Below are 16,772 nucleotides of genomic sequence, written 5' to 3'. Positions count from 1 at the left end.
TCTTAAGCATAATAATTATTATAAGGAAGGCGCGGTTATTGTCAACTAAATTATATTTATAGGTTTACATTTACCTGCAATGTACCACATCCCCGCTCATGACCTTTTGGACTAATCCGGAGTCATCCCTGATCAATAGCCCTCCGTCTGTATCGATATCCAGGGCCTGACCTTCGATGTGTATTTTCTGACAGGCTACCCTTACCCTCCTGCCCAGGCTTACGTTCCACTCCCGCCATTTATCAATAATGTGCCTGCTGCCCTGTTTCTGGAAAATAAGGTAGTTCTCTTCTATCTTATGCAATATCTCCCGTAATAAATCCGGCCGGTTTACCTCTTCCCTGACCTGTTCTTTTAAAGATGTCGCGCCGGCAAGAAGTGTCTTTTTATCATTATTTACATTTAAGCCGATACCAATGGCTACAAAACGGCTCAAGTCTGCTTCGGCATTCAGTTCGGTCAGTATCCCGCCTATTTTTTTATGGTGAAGTAGTATGTCATTGGGCCACTTTATCTGACAGGTTAGGGCTATTTTTTCTTTTATCGCTTCGCAGATACTTACTGCGGCCATAAGAGTTAAAAGAGGCGTCTGGTTAAGCAAAATTTTCGGCTTTAAGATCAAAGAAAAATATATACCTTTATATTTGGGCGAAAACCATTCCCTGCCTAATCTGCCCCTGCCTTTGGTCTGTGTCTCCGCTAAAATAAGTGTACCTTCACCTGAACCTTCTATCCCTGACTGTAAAGCCACATCCATAGTCGAGGAGACCGTATCAAAATAGCGAATTTTCTTTCCCACAAACTTTGTATTTAACCCGCGGCTTACTTCAAGGGGCATAAGCCTATCCGGGCAGGAAACAAGTTTATACCCTAAATGCGGCACAGCCACGATATCATAACCGGCATCCTTAAGTATCTGGATGTGCTTCCATAATGCCTGGCGCGTTATCCCTAAACGGTGGCTGATCAGGTCACCGGAGATATAGTCCTGTTTTCTTTTTAGGAAATCGAGGATCTTTTCTTGCATCATTACTTCTTTTCGTAGAGGGGAGACATCTTTCGAAGTTTTTCCACGACTTGCGGCAGGCACTCTAAGAGGTAGTCTATATCTTCTTCTTTTGTCCATCTGCCCAGAGTAAGCCTTAAAGAACCATGGGCGATTTCATGGGGTAATCCGATAGCCAGCAATACATGCGAAGGCTCTAAAGAAGTAGAGGTGCAGGCAGAACCTGTGGAAGCGGCAATACCCAGCATATCCAAATTCAAAAGCATGGATTCGCCTTCAATATATTTGATGGAAAAATTAACGTTATTGGGCAGCCTTTGCTGAGGATGGCCGTTTAAGTAAACCTCGGGGATCCTGTTTTGGATTTCTTTAAGCAGCTTATCGCGTAAACGCATCTGAAGTTTGGCTTCATCTGCCATCTTCTCCTGACAGAGTTCTATGGCCTCACCTAATCCCACAATGCCCGGGGTATTATGGGTGGATGCGCGCCTGCCTCTTTCCTGGTCGCCTCCGTGTAAAAATCTCTCGATGCGTGTGCCCTTCCTGACATACAAGGCACCCACGCCCTTGGGCCCATAGAATTTATGCGCCGACAAAGATAGGAGGTCAATATTTAAGGTATCCACATTCACCGGAATATGCCCTACTGTCTGGACCGCATCCGTATGAAAATATATGCCTTTGACCCTGGTAATTTCGCCGATATCGGCAATGGGCTGGATGGTGCCGATTTCGTTGTTAGCATGCATCACCGAAACAAGGATTGTCTTATCGGTAATCGCCTTTTCAATATCAGCGGGGTTAACCAGACCATATTTGTCTACGCCAATATGGCTAATTTTAAAACCCCTCTTTTCTAAAAATTTGCAGGGTTCGCTTACGGCATGGTGCTCAATAGCGCTGATAATAATATGATTGCCCTTCTTTTCCTGGGCATAGGCTACGCCCTGGATAGCAGAATTATCGGATTCTGTCCCGCCGGAAGTAAAGGTAATCTCCTCCGGCTTAGCACCTAAAAATGCGGCAACTTTTGCGCGGGATTCTTCAATCGCTGCCTTTGCCTCCTGGCCTTCGGTGTGAATACTGGAAGGGTTACCAAACTGCTCAAAGAAATACGGCTCCATTGCCTTTAAAACCTCGGGGTCGCAGGGAGTGGTAGCAGCATAATCCAAATATATCCTCTTCATAGTTTAACCTCTGTTAAGAATTTCATTCATACTGCCTGTGCGGTAACCTTCTAAATCCACAGTAATATAATTATAACCCAATCTTTTTAATTTTGCTACTATCAAATTGCTCCGGCTCATAAGCCTGGGGATATCTTCTTTGGGTATCTCTATGCGGCAAAGGCCGTTGTAATACCGCAGCCTCACCTGTTTAAAACCCGACTGCCTTAAAAACCCTTCCGCTGTGTTAACCCGTGTTAAAATACGCGGGGTAATCTTTTCACCATAGGGGATACGTGAAGCTAGACAAGCTAAGGCCGGCTTATCCCAGGTAATCAAACCTAATCTTCTGCTCAACTGCCGGATATCCTCTTTGTTAAAACCTGCCTCCTGAAGCGGAGAACGCACCCTGAGTTCCTCCTTGGCCTTATTCCCCGGACGAAAATCCTTTTTATCGGATATATTACTGGCATCCGCTACAAAATTTAATTTAAATTTTCTCGCCATAGCCTTTAACCTGCTAAAGAGTTCCTTTTTACAGAAATAACAACGATTAAGCGGATTAGCAGTAAATCTTTTGTCTTTTAATTCGCGGGTCTTAATTATCTTATGCCTTACACCAAGGCGCTGGGCCATACTTTTAGAAAATAATAATTCTTCTTCAGGATACGTAGCTGAACTGGCGGTAACCGCAAGGACCTTATCCTTCGGTAATACCGTCGAGGATACCTTAAGCAAGAGGGTGCTGTCTACGCCTCCAGAGAAAGCAATCAATATTGACTGCATATTTGAAATTATCTTCTTGAGCCGGATTAATTTTTTCTTTAACTCCATTTTAGAAGCGTACTTCCATGGCGCGGGGAGGACAAATCTTCACGCAAAGCTCACAGGCAATGCATTTATTATCGTAAAAATGGACTTTGCGCGTAAGGGGGTCAATGGCCAGAGCGCCGGTAGGACAGATAGGCACGCATACGCCGCAGTCAGTGCATTTAGCTTCGTTGCGTATAACATCCTGGCTAAGGGGCTGAATCTTCACCCCCTTAGACTGCAGATATTCTATCCCTTTATTAAACTTCGCATCCTCACCGCTTAATTCTAAGACCATCAGACCCTCTTCCTGGGGCGTGACATAAGCCTTGAGGATATTAAACTGCAGGTCATAATCCTTGACTAATTTACAGATAATCGGCTGGTCTACCAGCCGGTGGGGAAAATGCAATACTATCCTTTTAGAAATCATTTTTTGCTCCTTCAATTTACAACATCAAACATTTAAACTTTATACAATCGGCCTTTCCTTTAATAGCTTAAACGTATATCCGGATTCTGCGCCGGGTAAGGCTGCCTGGCTTTCAGTCAGAAGGAAATCGCCTTTTTTAATCCAGGATTTTAATTCCTCGGCGATTTCGCGCGCCTTGGAATAACTGGATAGGTTACCCGTGGGTATTTCTTTACCTTCTACCTTAATCTTACCGGATTTTAACTGCGCATAATTTACTTCCGTGAGGCTTCCTGGAACCATCTGCGGATAAGCCTGGCTATAATCTACTACCTGGGCATAAATTTCCTCATCTTTAGCCGCTGCGTATTTGAGTATTTCTTCGTCCAATACAGGTATAGGAACGCCTATGCCTACGGTCAAGGTTACGCCATAACCCAACATGCTCGTGCCTACTAAAAACTCCTGTCTCATCTGTTTTAAATCGCCGATGACCGCCAGCGTGCCTGCGGGCGCCTGGGGTATGCCATTATCTTTTCTTTTTACCGTCGGGTTATGCTGGGTGCCCTGCCAGGCCACATAGCCGATCCCACCGCCTAGGAATATCTTTGTGCCAATGCCTATAGTCTTATAGTAGGGGTCCTTTAAAAGCGGGGAGAGCTGGCCTGCTGAGCAATAATTGGCATTGCCTAATTTTGGTTTCAATGCACCCATATAGGTATAGATTATCTTATCCGATAAATTTACCGCTACATTGTAATTCTGATAACAATTACGGATATTAAACAGCACTGCCTCATTTAAATCTTTGATATTAACCAGGGTCTCTAATTTCTTGCGCGGATAGCAATCCGTACCGTAAGCAGTGGCTTCCAGGCGGATATCCTTTCCTGCTACTATCTCCTGGATTACATGAGCGCCGCCGTATTTAAATTCACCCGGGAAAACTTTATTGCGCGGGTCATCATCAGGTATGGCGGTGGCGCCCAGATAGATATCCACTGCCGCAAAGCCCGTATAAACAGGAACATCATTAAGTCTGCAGGTTCCGCCGCCTATTTTTATGCGGGGCCTGGAATGCCCGATATTAAAATAGGCGCCTGATGAACACATCGGGCCAAAGGTGCCGGTAGTTACTACGTCTACTTCCTGCGCTGCCTTTTTAACGCCCTTTTTTTGGACTAAATCAATGATTTCTTCCGCGGTAACCACCACCGCTACGCCTTTTTTAATCCTGGCATTTATTTCTTTAATCGTACGCATCTTTTATGCTCGCTTTCATTATGACTTTATATAGCAATGACTTCTTTTATCTGCGGGACTTCTTCTTTCAATAATTTTTCAATCCCCATCTTTAAAGTCATCTGGCTCATCGGACAGCACCCGCAGGTCCCGGTAAGTTTTAATTTTACTATACCGTCATCCGTAACTTCTACCAGCTCTACGTTACCACCGTCAGCCATAAGCATAGGGCGGATTTTATTCAAGGCCTCTTCTACTTTTTCTTTCATAAAAACCTCCGTTTATTTAGTGAACAACTCCGTGCTCAGATACCTTTCGCCCGTATCCGGTAATATTACTACAATAAGCTTATCCTTATTTTCTTTACGCCCGGCTACATTTATCGCCGCGAAGGTAGCGGCACCCGAAGAGATACCCGCTAAAATACCTTCTTCCCTGGCCAGTCTTCTGGCCGTCTCAATGGCATCCTCATTAGAAACCTGGATTATCTCATCAATAATCTTGGTATTTAAGACCTCCGGGACAAAACCCGCGCCGATACCTTGAATCTTATGCGCACTCGGCTTACCGCCTGACAAAACCGGCGAGGCTGCCGGTTCAACCGCGATAGCGCGGAATGCGGGTTTTTTCTTTTTGAGGGCCTCGGTTATGCCCGTAATCGTACCACCCGTGCCTACGCCTGCGACGAGAATATCAATTTTCCCGTCAGTATCATCCCAGATTTCAAGGGCGGTGGTCTTACGATGAACCTGCGGATTAGCCGGGTTCCTAAACTGCTGCGGCATAAAATAATGTTTATTGCTCTTTGCAAGTTCTTCTGCTTTTCTTACCGCGCCGGACATCCCTTCGCTGCCGGGTGTCAGAATAATCTCCGCGCCAAAGGCCGCTAAAAGCTGCCGGCGCTCTAAGCTCATCGTCTCAGGCATAGTTAAAACTAATTTATATCCTTTTACCGCCGAGACAAAAGCCAGGGCAATGCCCGTATTCCCGGAAGTCGGCTCAATGATGATCGTATCCTCTTTAATTATACCTTCCTTTTCTGCCTGCTCAATCATGCTCAAGCCGATCCTGTCTTTAACCGAAGAGCAGGGGTTAAAGAATTCTAATTTTGCTACTACACTGGCAAGGCAACCGCGGGTTAATTTGTTCAGCCGCACCAAGGGCGTATTACCAATGAGTTTTGTGATGTCTTTGGCTATCTTCATCTTTTAAACTAAATCTGGTAAATAAAAGCAGGGTTGGAGCGCCTGCTTTTTTTTAAAAGGTCTTCAAAGGTGATATTATCAATAATACGCGAGGTGCCCTCAGCTATTTTCTGCCACACGCCCCTGAAGACGCACCTGTTTATATGCGTACACCCTTTATAATTATTACCTACGCAGGCAATGGGCTCAACCTGTCCGTCCATGAATCTGATGACCTCACCCAGCTTTATTTGCGCAGGGGCCCTGGCAAGGAGATAACCGCCGATTGCCCCGCGCCTGCTTTCTACGAAGCCGCCCCTTTTTAAATCCAGGAGTATCTGCTCCAGGAATTTTATGGGTATATCCGCCCGCATAGCTAACTCGTGAATAGTCACCGGGCTATTCTCATAATGTAACGCCAGATCCAGTATGGTCTTTAAGGCGTAATCGCCCCGATAAGTAATATGCATATTGGCTTTTTCTCTATAATCTCTATTATAATAGTAGAGTATAACTTAAAAAATATATTTGTCAAGTATTTTTTTTAAGACCCTCCTGGTGGCTGCGGGCGTACGATAAAAACAGTGCCTGGAACTTCTTTATTTCTTTTTTTACGTCCGGCTTTGTTATGACCGCGGATATCGCGCATAGCCCATAAGCCCCGCATTCAATTACCTCTTTAGCATTGGATAAATTTATTCCGCCGACGGCAATGATAGGGATAGATACTTCTTCCCTTATCTTTCTTATCAAGCCCGTGCCTAGTGGCTCTCCTGCGTCGCCTTTTGTTCTTGTGGCAAATATCGCAGATACGCCTATGTAGTCTGCGCCTAGCCTTTGCGCTGCTTTTGCCTCTTTAAAACTATGGACGGTCAGACCGATAATCTTATCTTTCCCCAGCAGCTTTCTGGCCACGTGATAAGGCAGGTCATCGCAACCTATATGCAAGCCGTCCGCATTTACGCCCAGAGCTATATCCAGCCGGTCATTGACCAGAAAAATTATCTTCCTGCAAATTGACCTTAATTTTAACGCCTCTATATACATATCTTTTGTGCTGGAATATTTATCCCTGTACTGCACAACCCTTACTCCACAGGCCAAGGCATTCTTTACGTCGCTGATATTCCCGGCGCGGCTTAACCTTGAGTCGGTGATAAAGTAATAGCCACTCAACATTCTATCCTTTGTATTTTATCAATCGTTTTCTTATCCAGATTAAAAATATAGTAAAAAATCTTTTCCTTAAATGTACCCGGGCCGCCGGATAATTTTACGGCGCATTCTGCCTGATTTTCTCCAATAAACTATACGCGTTAATCTTTATTTTTGGCCCCATTTTCTACAATTTTTAGATATCGGGAAATTATTTACGTTGGGATAAATACCGAAAAGCGCTTAACGCAGCCTTAGAGCCTTCTCCTGCGGCAATAATAATCTGTTTCTCCGGCACATCAGTGACATCTCCTGCGGCTAAGATACCGGGGATACTGGTTTCATTGCGGGAATTTACTTCGATCTCCCCTAATTGGTTTTTTTCTACCTCTTTGACAAAATCAGAATTGGGTATGAGGCCAACTTCTACAAATACCCCCTGGACAACTAATTGTTCCTGTTTGCCTTCTCTTTTTATTCTGATGCCACTCACCATCTTATCTCCTATTATAGCGGCCACCTGGGTATTATTTAAAATAGTTACATTTTTACTTGCCTCAACCTTCTCGCGCATAATGGCATCCCCGCCTAATCCGGAGGTAATATTGACTATATAGACATGCCTGGCTATCTTGATTAACTGTAAGGCCGCATCTAAACAAGAGTTTCCGCCGCCGATAATGGCGATGTCTTTCCCGGAGAATAAGGGGCCGTCACAAGTGGCACAATAAGTAAGCCCCTTGTTTTTGAATTCCTTTTCGCCAGGCACATTCAATTCCCTGGATTTCTTGCCGGAAGCAATAATTACTGTTTTGGCTTCGTATGCGCCTTTATTGGTTTTTACGGAGATTAAATCCCCTCTTTTTTGGGCTTCATTGACTTCTTCGTTCTCCTTAAGAGTGATATCATATTTACGCATGTGTTCCTCAAACTTGGCGGCTAAATCCACTCCGGTAATAAACTGATAACCCGTGTAATTTTCTATATCGCCGCTTAAGGCGGCCTGGCCGCCGATATCTTTGGAGATAACCAGCAAGTTCATCTTTTTACGTGCTGCATATACGGCCGCGGTAATACCCGCCGGCCCTGCGCCGATAATAATTAAGTCATACATGGTTAATTCGCTAAAATTTATAATTATAACCCTAATAGTGCCTTTATCTTCTCTTTATCGAATCCTACAATAATCTCACCGCCGATATCCAAAACCGGCACAGCCATCTGGCCGGATTTCCGGACCATCTCATCTGCTGCCTGATGATCCGTAGAAACATCCTTGTCTTCAAAAATTATATTATTATCCTTAAGGAACTGTTTAGCCCTGATGCACCAGGGGCAGGTAGGCGTACTATAGACTCTTACATTTTTATCCATATTTCTCTCCGGCTAAAGATTGGCTTTTAAATCCAGCAGTTTTTCTAAATGGTCCTTCTCCTGCGCGATTACCTCATCTACTATTGTTTGGTCGTATTCAGGCACTATCTTCTTCATCCCCTCGTAGAAAATAATGGAGTCCTTCTCAACCCCTATGCCTATATTTATTGCTTCTTTATCGCTTTTTACTTTCGCGGCCATCTCTTTACCTTTGACTGCCTGAGTAAATACGTTTTCGGCCGCTAAGGCACGCATATAGGCAAAATATTCCCCCGGATATGCCTCGGTTGGCTCGTATTTTTGTATTGCATCTAACATCTTCTGAAAAATCAGGGCGTGTTTCTCCTCTTCTGCGGATAAGTACTCAAACATTTTTCTAGACTTTGGATTTTTCGCTTCACCCGTTAAGACGCCGTAAAAATCCCTGCCGTTTCTCTCAATCTGAATCCCTATTTCCAGTATTTCGCTCGCTGCGAATATATTGCCCATGCTTAAACTCCTTTTTTAAGTGTTGCGGCGTAAGGTCAACGATCTCTTTTACTTCTACAACAATCATATATTGAGGCTCGGGTAAAAGGACTTCCGGATGCCGGGGGTGCCCCTTTTCTTCGTGGATATTCTTTAAGAGCCTTTGCGTCAACCTGCCGGCAATCCTGGCCTCCCATGCCCGGATAACCGCAGGCGGTATATTCTTTCTCGGCGTCATTTCCGCCTTACCTTTCAGGCAATAACCCATAAATTTATGTTCATCAACCGCGGTAATACTGATGTATGCATTGTATCTCAAATTATCGCGGGTCTTGGCGCGATAAAGGTCAAGCAGATAGACCCTGCCGTTTTTATTTATTTTGACTATCCCTTTGCAGGCACTATGCGGCAGGCCGTTCTTATCTACAGTGGAAATTATCACGCAACCCTGATTCCGGAAAAATTGCAGTATCCTGTCGTTTAATCTTGCCATTAGAGCTCTGTTTCGCTCATCCAGCGGCCATGGAGATTACAGTTCTCCAAAACCAGTAATCTTCCCGAAGCTGACTTAAGGTGTATGCCTAAAACGGGATTTAACTGTGCGGTAAAATGGTAGCGGGCAGCAAAACCATAGTCAAGGTATGCATCAATATACATAATGTGGTGGCCTTCTTCCGCCGGGTGTAGTATCTGGCCTATTTTAATATTGGCGTCAACACATCCTGGGCCGGCCAAGCCGCATTGTCTCCTGATTTCAATCACGGAGATATGTTTTTTTTCCAGTTCGCTAAGATTTTTGGGGTCAACGGGTTTTTTGATAGCCGTCGGGTCAAGCTCAAAGGCCTCTTTCTTTGCACCGCATACCGGACAACTCCCCGGCGCCTCTTTAAAGGCAATATATCCGCATTTTCCGCAGACAAAGGTATCCATTTTTACCTCCTTTTTTACGTTACCGGACTATTTTAATTTCCCGGCAAAATTACGGCCGAACTCATAGCAACGCTTAATGTCATTCTCGTCGGGGACATATTTCACGGATAAACCCGGGGAGCCTATTAATTCTATACCCGCTTCCCTTAAAATATCCTCGATGTTTTTTACCGCCCCTCCTGCCCAGCCATAGGAGCCGAATACGGCGGCTATCCTGTCCTTTGGTTTAAGCCCTTTTAAAAATTCCAAAAATCCCGCCATATTCGGGAGTATATCATTATCGTGCGTGGAAGAACCGAAGATGAATCCTTTAGCATCCAGCATCTCTTTGATTATTTCGGTGCGGTCAGAAGAGGTGACGTCAAAAACCTTCACGCTTACTCCGGCAGCAGTTATGCCGTCGGCTATTCTCCTGGCCATCTTCTCGGTTGCGCCCCACATAGTCTCATATATAACCACTGCCTTTGGTTTCGTCTCATTGCGCGCCCAGGATAAATAGGCATTAATTATCTTTAAGGGGTCTTTGCGCCAGATGATCCCGTGGCTGGGGGCAATCATCTTTATGGGAATATTTAGCTTCTGGACCTCCTCAATCTTTTTAAGGATTACGGAACTTAGCGGCCAGAGGATATTCGCATAGTATTTAGCTGCCTCTTCCATAAGCGCGCAAGTATCTACTTCATCATCAAACCTCTGGCTAGTGGCATAATGCTGGCCGAAGGCGTCATTAGGAAGCAACATCTCTTCCTCGGGGCAATAGGTAAACATGCTGTCCGGCCAGTGGATCATCGGCGCCTCAATAAAGGCCAATGTCCTTTTACCCAGCTTTATTTTATCGCCGCTCTTAACTGCCTGAAAATCCCAATTGCCGTAATAATGCCGGTAGAGCCCTTCCTTGCATTTTTGCGTGCCGAAGATTTTTGCTTTCGGGCAGAGCTTCATTATAGCGGGCAGCGCCCCGGAATGGTCAGTCTCGACGTGATTAGCAATAATGTAATCTATCTTCTCAAGAGGTACGAGCTCCCGGATATTCTCAATCAATTCCCCGGAAAAAGAACCCAGGACAGTATCTACTAAAGCCACCTTATCATCCAGCATAAGATAGGCGTTATAGGTGGTCCCTCGCTTTGTGGTATAGGTGTGCCCGTGAAAATTACGCACTGCCCAGTCTATAACACCTACGGAATAAATATCCGGTAATATTTTTATGTTAGGCATAACGGCCTCCTCTAATAACCCGTAAAATTTTCCGTGATAATGTTTCCCTTGGGTAAGGTTAATTCTTCGACGAGTATTTTTTCCATGGCCTCGACCATAGCAGGCGGGCCGCAGAGATAAAACTTCCTTTGCGGGTAGTCAGGGATTTCTTCTTTAATGACCTGGCTGTTGACTCTGCCGGAACGCGACATTAATTCATCCGAGGCCTCAGAGAGCACATGGACAACTTTTAACTTAGGGCATTGCTCCTGCATCTTCTGGAAATCTTCCCTGAATGCGATATCGCTGATAGTACGGTTAGCATAGACAAGCACAATATCGATGCCAAGACTTTTATCTACTATGAACTTGCAGATACTCCTAATAGGGGTAATACCTATGCCTCCGGAAATAAAAGCGATATTTTTTCCCGTCTCATTTAGGGTAAAATTTCCGAAAGGGTATTGTATATTTACGGCATCTCCGGGCTTTAAGGTATCTAACGCCATGGAGAAATCACTCTCGGTAATTTTCTTGGTAAACTCAAGGTATCCTTTTTCCGACGGAGAACTGGAAATAGAAAGGTACCTTTTTAATTCCGGCCTGGCCTTGAGGTTAACCTGCAGAAACTGCCCTGCCTTAAAATCTACCCCCTCGCCGGTTTCTACGCGGAAACTCTTGACATTATAAGTCCGCTGGATTATCTCTTTGATTTTTACTTCTGATTCGATTGCCATTTACCAGATACCCGATATTTATTGTCCCTGCAGCTAACTTATTTTTTCAAACTGGTCTTTCCCCACTCCGCACTCAGGGCAAACCCAGGTATCCGGTAAGTCAGCGAAAGCTGTCCCCGGGCTAGCCCCTTGCGTTGAATCACCGGTAGCAGGGTCATAAATATAACCGCAGACTAAACATTTATATTTATCCACTCTGGCTCTCCTTTATTATCTTAAAACAAAATCGAGTATTTAACGCTTCATCATAGATTCGCCTATACCTTTATGCATCATACCGGGCGTTTTTCCTTCCTCCGCTATACCCTGCATCTTATGCTGCATCATTTCCTGCATCATACACTTCATCGGACGGCGGCCTGTAGCCAAGGTATAAATCCCCGCGGAAAAAACCAGCAGCGCGGATAACCAAAGTAGTGCCGCAATAATATAACCGAAGGACTTCAACCCCTGCGTATCCGTTTTGCGCAAGGCATACAATACAAAAAAACTTAAGGTCAATAACAGCGTTGCCGGAATAAATGTAAACAAACCCCCAACTCTTGCCATAAACATACGTCACCTCCTTATATTATTATATATTATATACTAATTCCTTTCAAACGGAAGTTTATTCATCTTCTCCAGTTTTTCCTCGCCTATACATTCGCGGGCGTGTTTACACCAATCCACGCAAGAAGGCAGCCTCTGACGGCATGCTAAACTCTTGCATTTAGGGCAGTTGACCTTTACCTCGTCAGAAAAAATCTCTATCTTATATCCGCAATCAGGACACTTGATTGTTTCCGCCTTAATGTTTCTTTTATCCTGTCCCGGGCATTTTAAAAACATCTCTAAACCTACTCCTTTCTTAATAAAGATGCCAGCGTAATAGATTTTAATTCCCGTATGACATATTTTTCGATACTATTAATTTTTTTTCTTAAGGCGCAGGTCTTTGCATTAGGGCAGGCCATTTTTTTAAAGAAGCATTCATTTAAGCGTAACGACCCCTGGAATATCTCTATGAGGCCTGCTAAAAAAATCTTATCTACCGGCTGAGCTAATAAAAACCCTCCGCCACAGCCTTTGTGGGACTTAAGTATCCTCTTCTTATTCAATACCTGCAGTATTTTTCTTAAAAAAGGCCGCGGTATCTTCAGGCGCCCTACTAATTCCCCAACAGAAACCCTGTGTTTTTTATTTTTAGCGATAAAACATAAGGCCCGTAAAGCATAGTCCGTATCTCTGGTGATTAATTTCATCCTCTTCTCCGGTAATTAACTCTGTGGCAAAAATAGAAAGGGTAGTTTTCCCGCTAAACTATTTAAGGAACAGGCGGGATCCCGCCTGATAACTATATTGAATGGCGGGAAACGTCGTGCCCAGGACAAATTACAGCAGCCCTCTTTACAGTGCGCTACCGGCCGTAGCATATATTTAATAGTTACATCCATTATCATCACCCCCTCTTCCATACATAAATGATACTATAATAGTATCATTTGTCAAGAGAAATTTAGGGGGTAGAATTTTAACTACCCCCCTTAAAAACTGCTAAAACCTTGCCTTGGTTTCCTTTTCTAAGGCCCCGCTGATGCTGCAATATGCCTCAACCGAAATAGTATCGCCTAATTTTGCATCGGGGATCAGATAACTGAGGGTCTGGCTGGAATTAGTATCCTGCCTGCTGATCTCCTGCTCGATAATCTGCTTACCATTAAGCGCGATGTCGACCTTCATGATAAAATGGCTCTCGGGGTCGCTCACATTATGCATGATTACTACCTTCAAGATCTTAGACGCCGGATAAAAAGTAATAATTATATCGGACGGCGGATGGGCATAGGCTATGGAATAAACTGCTATTAAAAAACATACGGTTATGCATAAAACGACTTTTTTCATACCATCTCCTTTCTTATCTAAAGATAATATTGGCCAGATAACCGATGATTACTACCTGCGGTACGGTAACTACAGGCATCCATAATGCTACGCGCCTGCCTACATTTGCCCAAAGCAACCCTATCTCCGTATAATCCGTAGCTACGCCTGCCATTAAAAAAACGAAGCTGTTTCCCAGGGCGCCGGTCTGGCGGTATATCTCAAAAGCAAGCGGAGAGGAACCTTCCGAACAGACCTCAATTATCGTCGCCAAACCCAACGTCACCACTAAACCCAGCAAGGTCGGCCCCATAAACCTATGGAAGAAATGGGTCGGAATATACGCGCCGGCTATACTGGCAATAAGCATACCTAAGATAATCCACCAGAGGACCATATCCGAAAGCGCTATGGCCCCCTTAATCACGCCTTTAAAATCATCGGCTAGGGCAGCAAGGCTGAATCTATAATTCTTCAGGCGGATTTTTAAATCTTTAAAAATAGAAAATTGTCCGGGTACATCTACGATATTCTTATTTTTTTCAATCAGGCCCTTCTTTTCCAGAAACATAAATATAAGGCCGGTATTAACAGCTACTATTAGGGCCGCCACGATAATAAACAACCCCTTCATGCCGAACAACCCGACTAACATTACCGTAATCGTAAAATTCGCCCAGGGGCTGGCCAGGAGGAAACTGACTACACTAGGATTAGACGCCCCTTTTTTATGCAGCTGCATGGAAAGCGCAAGTATGCCGTGGCTGCAGGCGCTCATCAAGAAACCTAAGAATACCGCATTAAATATTGTAAGCGGGGATTTCTTGGCTAAGATTTTAGAGATGTATTCCCGCGGGATATAGTAATCAATAACCCCGCCAAGAAATAGGCCTGCCAGCACCGCCCACCAAATGGTTTTTAAATACATAAGGAAAGAATTACGAAATGCTACCAGTAGAGGAAAAAATAAGGAGAGTATTAAAAGGAGAGCGGGTATGCCGACGGTAATAAATAATTTATTCTTAAAAAGCGGCTTTCCTGGCAAAGGAGAGCAGGCAGAATTATCTTTTATTTTCTCCTGGCGGAGAAACTTATCTTTACAATGAGTGCTGCAGAAGAAATAATCCTGTCCGTCTCTATTTACTCTAATCCCGCGTAATTCATCTACCGTCATCCCGCAAACGGGGTCTTGCGCCATTATCTGCTCCAGATGAACCAGATAAATAAATAAGCTACGCTTACCGCGGCAAGGGTAAAAGGCAGGCCGATTTTTACAAAGTCGCCGAAACTGACCTGAAGGCCTTTTTTACGCAATAGGCCTACGGCGACCATATTCGCCGAGGCGCCTATGGGCGTGATATTTCCTCCCAGCGACGTCCCGATAAGCAGGCCGAATAAAAGCAGCTGTGGGCTTATGCCTAAGGAAGCTGCTACAAGTTTTGCCACGGGTATCATGGCTACGGTATAAGGTATATTATCTACGAATGCCGATAACAAAACCGAAAGCCAGACTATAATTGTATATGCCAGTAATTTGTTCCCTTTAGTAAAGCCTATTATGAAATTCGCTATATCATCTATTATGCCCGCATAAGTCAGGCTTCCTACCAGGACGAATACCCCGATTAAAAAGAAAAAGGTGTGCCAATCCAAATCCTTTATGGCTGAAAGCGATTCCCTGTGTTTCAGTTCATGCCAGATTAACCCGATGATGCCATAGGCGAGGCAGATAAAGGCTATGGAGTAAGCAGGCTTGTTTTTGATAAAACTGGAAACCGCCAGAGTAAATATCATAAAACCAAGCAGCCAGGCAGGAAACCAGGTCTTGACTTTTACCTCTTCTATTTGCACTACCAGTTCTTTATATTTTCTAAACAATAGGTATAAAATAACGAACGAAGCAACCGCGCCCAGCTCTACGGCAAAGGTTATGCCGGGCCTGCCTTTCATCCAGAAGAAGTCCATAAAATTCATACCGCTAGAAAGGGCAAGGATGATACTGGGGCTGTCGCCTATCATCGTGGCGCACCCCTGCAGGTTTGAAGATACGGCTATACCGATGAGAAAAGGAACGGGATTGGCCTTTAGCCTCTTGGCTACCTCAAAGGCAATGGGCGCTACTATGAAAACCGTAGCCACGTTCTCCGCAAAACTGGAAATAAAACCCGCAAGTAAACAAACAGACAATAAAGCCATGCCTACGGTCTTTGACCTATCCACTAATTTTGTGGCCAGATATGCCGGAACGCCTGAAAATATAAAGAGGCTCGATAAAATCATCGTCCCCAGGAATACGCCCAGGACATTATAATTTATACTGGCAAATGCCTGCGCCAGATTAATGGCGCGGCTTAAAAACAGTAAACCTATAGCAGTGCCTAAGACGATAAAAGGATGCCCCTTCTTTAACATAAGGAACATATAGGTAATAAGGAATATTGCTACGACAAATATTTTCATTTAAATTAAGTCCTCTGCTAATTTTTTACCCGATAAAAGCATACCGCCGAATATCGGGCCCATACGCGGAGCGCCAAAGACCGCATTTGCGCTCATCCCGCAGACATAGAGCCCGGAGGCAACCTCTTTGGTGTTTTTTACAATAGTATCCTCCCCCACCTCTGCCCACATAGATTGCTCGCCTATAATTTTTCCGGTCTTAGTCTTAAGCCTTATGCCGGATTTCTTCTCTACAATACGCACTACCTCTGCGGCATGGCCGGTGGCATCTATGACGAACTCAGCCCTCATAGTAATGGGGTCAACGTGTAGGTTCGCCATCTCTACGGCAGTCCAGTTTAAAACTAAACCGCAGACACGTTTATTCCTGACCATTACGTCTTCGGCGCTAAAACAGTTAAACACCTTAACCCCTGCCTTAACTGCCTTTGAGCAGATAGTCGAAACCGCCTCAATGGAATCCGCTAAATAATATCCTTTTTCATAGAGCCTGGTTTTCACCCCGAATTCATCCAGGATTTTTCTGGCCTTCTCCTGTACCACTATCTCATTAAACATTATCCCGCCGCCCCACATACCGCCGCCTACGGATAATTTTCTCTCAAAGATAGCCACTCTCTTGCCTGCCTTGGCCAGATAATAGGCACAAACCATACCCGCAGGCCCGGCACCGGCAATGGCTGCGTCTATATCTAAAGAATCAACAAGCTTATTCTTGTAAGATTCAATTATTGCCCGGGAAATTTTTATTTCATCCAGCTGCAT

At 44.4% G+C, this 16,772-nt stretch carries 24 protein-coding genes; all 24 read right to left on the bottom strand.

Annotation, left to right across the window (positions count from 1 at the left end; all coding sequences use genetic code 11):
- Positions 1-70 precede the first annotated feature (70 nt).
- Positions 71-1,030 (bottom strand): biotin--[acetyl-CoA-carboxylase] ligase, encoded by a 960-nt coding sequence (locus PHV44_02795; GenBank protein MDD5592212.1) that lies wholly within the window; start codon positions 1,028-1,030, stop codon positions 71-73.
- Entirely contained in the window at positions 1,030-2,193 is a 1,164-nt protein-coding gene (nifS, locus tag PHV44_02790) for a cysteine desulfurase NifS (GenBank protein ID MDD5592211.1), read from the bottom strand. Before nifS ends, PHV44_02795 begins: the two co-directional genes overlap by 1 nt.
- Positions 2,194-2,196: 3 nt before the next feature.
- Positions 2,197-3,006 carry an ATP-dependent sacrificial sulfur transferase LarE gene (larE, locus tag PHV44_02785; GenBank protein ID MDD5592210.1) on the bottom strand — a complete coding sequence of 270 codons (810 nt, stop codon included), beginning with the start codon at positions 3,004-3,006 and terminating at the stop codon, positions 2,197-2,199.
- Position 3,007: 1 nt separating this feature from the next.
- Complete coding sequence (locus tag PHV44_02780; protein ID MDD5592209.1) at positions 3,008-3,415, bottom strand: NIL domain-containing protein; 408 nt, start codon at positions 3,413-3,415, stop codon at positions 3,008-3,010.
- A gap of 39 nt (positions 3,416-3,454) precedes the next feature.
- On the bottom strand, positions 3,455-4,657 hold the full coding sequence (locus tag PHV44_02775) for a homocysteine biosynthesis protein (protein ID MDD5592208.1): 1,203 nt from the start codon (positions 4,655-4,657) through the stop codon (positions 3,455-3,457).
- A gap of 26 nt (positions 4,658-4,683) precedes the next feature.
- Positions 4,684-4,905: a NifU family protein gene (locus PHV44_02770; GenBank protein MDD5592207.1), complete on the bottom strand. Its 222-nt coding sequence runs from the start codon at positions 4,903-4,905 to the stop codon at positions 4,684-4,686.
- A gap of 12 nt (positions 4,906-4,917) precedes the next feature.
- On the bottom strand, positions 4,918-5,841 hold the full coding sequence (gene cysK / locus PHV44_02765; protein MDD5592206.1) for a cysteine synthase A: 924 nt from the start codon (positions 5,839-5,841) through the stop codon (positions 4,918-4,920).
- Positions 5,842-5,849: 8 nt separating this feature from the next.
- On the bottom strand, positions 5,850-6,290 hold the full coding sequence (locus PHV44_02760) for an Rrf2 family transcriptional regulator (protein MDD5592205.1): 441 nt from the start codon (positions 6,288-6,290) through the stop codon (positions 5,850-5,852).
- A 61-nt stretch (positions 6,291-6,351) separates the two neighbouring features.
- Positions 6,352-6,999: a thiamine phosphate synthase gene (thiE, locus tag PHV44_02755; GenBank protein MDD5592204.1), complete on the bottom strand. Its 648-nt coding sequence runs from the start codon at positions 6,997-6,999 to the stop codon at positions 6,352-6,354.
- A 187-nt stretch (positions 7,000-7,186) separates the two neighbouring features.
- The gene (locus PHV44_02750) at positions 7,187-8,089 is read right to left on the bottom strand and encodes an FAD-dependent oxidoreductase (GenBank protein ID MDD5592203.1); all 903 of its coding nucleotides are present in this window, start codon (positions 8,087-8,089) and stop codon (positions 7,187-7,189) included.
- Between the two features lie 23 nt (positions 8,090-8,112).
- Positions 8,113-8,349 carry a glutaredoxin family protein gene (locus PHV44_02745; GenBank protein MDD5592202.1) on the bottom strand — a complete coding sequence of 79 codons (237 nt, stop codon included), beginning with the start codon at positions 8,347-8,349 and terminating at the stop codon, positions 8,113-8,115.
- Between the two features lie 12 nt (positions 8,350-8,361).
- Positions 8,362-8,838: a ferritin family protein gene (locus tag PHV44_02740; protein MDD5592201.1), complete on the bottom strand. Its 477-nt coding sequence runs from the start codon at positions 8,836-8,838 to the stop codon at positions 8,362-8,364.
- Positions 8,786-9,310, bottom strand: a complete 525-nt coding sequence (locus PHV44_02735; protein ID MDD5592200.1) for a pyridoxamine 5'-phosphate oxidase family protein — start codon at positions 9,308-9,310, stop codon at positions 8,786-8,788. The genes PHV44_02740 and PHV44_02735 overlap by 53 nt, the downstream gene beginning before the upstream one ends.
- Complete coding sequence (locus PHV44_02730) at positions 9,310-9,747, bottom strand: desulfoferrodoxin family protein (GenBank protein ID MDD5592199.1); 438 nt, start codon at positions 9,745-9,747, stop codon at positions 9,310-9,312. The genes PHV44_02735 and PHV44_02730 overlap by 1 nt, the downstream gene beginning before the upstream one ends.
- A gap of 27 nt (positions 9,748-9,774) precedes the next feature.
- Positions 9,775-10,965, bottom strand: coding sequence for a flavodoxin domain-containing protein (locus PHV44_02725; protein MDD5592198.1), 1,191 nt, complete (start codon positions 10,963-10,965; stop codon positions 9,775-9,777).
- Between the two features lie 11 nt (positions 10,966-10,976).
- Positions 10,977-11,681, bottom strand: a complete 705-nt coding sequence (locus tag PHV44_02720) for an FAD-dependent oxidoreductase (protein MDD5592197.1) — start codon at positions 11,679-11,681, stop codon at positions 10,977-10,979.
- 33 nt (positions 11,682-11,714) lie between these two features.
- Positions 11,715-11,876, bottom strand: coding sequence for a rubredoxin (locus tag PHV44_02715; GenBank protein MDD5592196.1), 162 nt, complete (start codon positions 11,874-11,876; stop codon positions 11,715-11,717).
- Positions 11,877-11,915: 39 nt separating this feature from the next.
- A complete protein-coding gene (locus tag PHV44_02710) occupies positions 11,916-12,236 on the bottom strand; it encodes a hypothetical protein (GenBank protein MDD5592195.1) in 321 nt (106 codons plus the stop codon).
- A 33-nt stretch (positions 12,237-12,269) separates the two neighbouring features.
- On the bottom strand, positions 12,270-12,512 hold the full coding sequence (locus PHV44_02705) for a phosphohydrolase (GenBank protein MDD5592194.1): 243 nt from the start codon (positions 12,510-12,512) through the stop codon (positions 12,270-12,272).
- Between the two features lie 8 nt (positions 12,513-12,520).
- A complete protein-coding gene (locus PHV44_02700) occupies positions 12,521-12,925 on the bottom strand; it encodes an Rrf2 family transcriptional regulator (protein ID MDD5592193.1) in 405 nt (134 codons plus the stop codon).
- A 292-nt stretch (positions 12,926-13,217) separates the two neighbouring features.
- Entirely contained in the window at positions 13,218-13,568 is a 351-nt protein-coding gene (locus tag PHV44_02695) for a hypothetical protein (GenBank protein ID MDD5592192.1), read from the bottom strand.
- Positions 13,569-13,581: 13 nt separating this feature from the next.
- On the bottom strand, positions 13,582-14,745 hold the full coding sequence (locus PHV44_02690) for a permease (GenBank protein ID MDD5592191.1): 1,164 nt from the start codon (positions 14,743-14,745) through the stop codon (positions 13,582-13,584).
- The gene (locus tag PHV44_02685) at positions 14,745-16,007 is read right to left on the bottom strand and encodes an SLC13 family permease (GenBank protein MDD5592190.1); all 1,263 of its coding nucleotides are present in this window, start codon (positions 16,005-16,007) and stop codon (positions 14,745-14,747) included. Before PHV44_02685 ends, PHV44_02690 begins: the two co-directional genes overlap by 1 nt.
- Positions 16,008-16,772 carry a sulfide-dependent adenosine diphosphate thiazole synthase gene (locus PHV44_02680; protein ID MDD5592189.1) on the bottom strand — a complete coding sequence of 255 codons (765 nt, stop codon included), beginning with the start codon at positions 16,770-16,772 and terminating at the stop codon, positions 16,008-16,010.

The sequence above is a fragment of the Candidatus Omnitrophota bacterium genome (assembly GCA_028717245.1).
Lineage (GTDB): Bacteria > Omnitrophota > Gorgyraeia > Gygaellales > Profunditerraquicolaceae > JAGUYA01.
Note: the sequence above shows the minus strand (reverse complement) of the source record. Positions and strands in the feature narration are given on the sequence as shown.

Excerpts from the sequence above, each read along its gene's own strand:
- PHV44_02795 (MDD5592212.1), bottom strand. The coding sequence starts at position 1,030 with ATGATGCAAGAAAAGATCCTCGATTTCCTAAAAAGAAAACAGGACTAT.
- nifS (MDD5592211.1), bottom strand. The coding sequence starts at position 2,193 with ATGAAGAGGATATATTTGGATTATGCTGCTACCACTCCCTGCGACCCC.
- larE (MDD5592210.1), bottom strand. The coding sequence starts at position 3,006 with ATGGAGTTAAAGAAAAAATTAATCCGGCTCAAGAAGATAATTTCAAAT.
- PHV44_02780 (MDD5592209.1), bottom strand. The coding sequence starts at position 3,415 with ATGATTTCTAAAAGGATAGTATTGCATTTTCCCCACCGGCTGGTAGAC.
- PHV44_02775 (MDD5592208.1), bottom strand. The coding sequence starts at position 4,657 with ATGCGTACGATTAAAGAAATAAATGCCAGGATTAAAAAAGGCGTAGCG.
- PHV44_02770 (MDD5592207.1), bottom strand. The coding sequence starts at position 4,905 with ATGAAAGAAAAAGTAGAAGAGGCCTTGAATAAAATCCGCCCTATGCTT.
- cysK (MDD5592206.1), bottom strand. The coding sequence starts at position 5,841 with ATGAAGATAGCCAAAGACATCACAAAACTCATTGGTAATACGCCCTTG.
- PHV44_02760 (MDD5592205.1), bottom strand. The coding sequence starts at position 6,290 with ATGCATATTACTTATCGGGGCGATTACGCCTTAAAGACCATACTGGAT.
- thiE (MDD5592204.1), bottom strand. The coding sequence starts at position 6,999 with ATGTTGAGTGGCTATTACTTTATCACCGACTCAAGGTTAAGCCGCGCC.
- PHV44_02750 (MDD5592203.1), bottom strand. The coding sequence starts at position 8,089 with ATGTATGACTTAATTATTATCGGCGCAGGGCCGGCGGGTATTACCGCG.
- PHV44_02745 (MDD5592202.1), bottom strand. The coding sequence starts at position 8,349 with ATGGATAAAAATGTAAGAGTCTATAGTACGCCTACCTGCCCCTGGTGC.
- PHV44_02740 (MDD5592201.1), bottom strand. The coding sequence starts at position 8,838 with ATGGGCAATATATTCGCAGCGAGCGAAATACTGGAAATAGGGATTCAG.
- PHV44_02735 (MDD5592200.1), bottom strand. The coding sequence starts at position 9,310 with ATGGCAAGATTAAACGACAGGATACTGCAATTTTTCCGGAATCAGGGT.
- PHV44_02730 (MDD5592199.1), bottom strand. The coding sequence starts at position 9,747 with ATGGATACCTTTGTCTGCGGAAAATGCGGATATATTGCCTTTAAAGAG.
- PHV44_02725 (MDD5592198.1), bottom strand. The coding sequence starts at position 10,965 with ATGCCTAACATAAAAATATTACCGGATATTTATTCCGTAGGTGTTATA.
- PHV44_02720 (MDD5592197.1), bottom strand. The coding sequence starts at position 11,681 with ATGGCAATCGAATCAGAAGTAAAAATCAAAGAGATAATCCAGCGGACT.
- PHV44_02710 (MDD5592195.1), bottom strand. The coding sequence starts at position 12,236 with ATGTTTATGGCAAGAGTTGGGGGTTTGTTTACATTTATTCCGGCAACG.
- PHV44_02705 (MDD5592194.1), bottom strand. The coding sequence starts at position 12,512 with ATGTTTTTAAAATGCCCGGGACAGGATAAAAGAAACATTAAGGCGGAA.
- PHV44_02700 (MDD5592193.1), bottom strand. The coding sequence starts at position 12,925 with ATGAAATTAATCACCAGAGATACGGACTATGCTTTACGGGCCTTATGT.
- PHV44_02695 (MDD5592192.1), bottom strand. The coding sequence starts at position 13,568 with ATGAAAAAAGTCGTTTTATGCATAACCGTATGTTTTTTAATAGCAGTT.
- PHV44_02690 (MDD5592191.1), bottom strand. The coding sequence starts at position 14,745 with ATGGCGCAAGACCCCGTTTGCGGGATGACGGTAGATGAATTACGCGGG.
- PHV44_02685 (MDD5592190.1), bottom strand. The coding sequence starts at position 16,007 with ATGAAAATATTTGTCGTAGCAATATTCCTTATTACCTATATGTTCCTT.
- PHV44_02680 (MDD5592189.1), bottom strand. The coding sequence starts at position 16,772 with ATGCAGCTGGATGAAATAAAAATTTCCCGGGCAATAATTGAATCTTAC.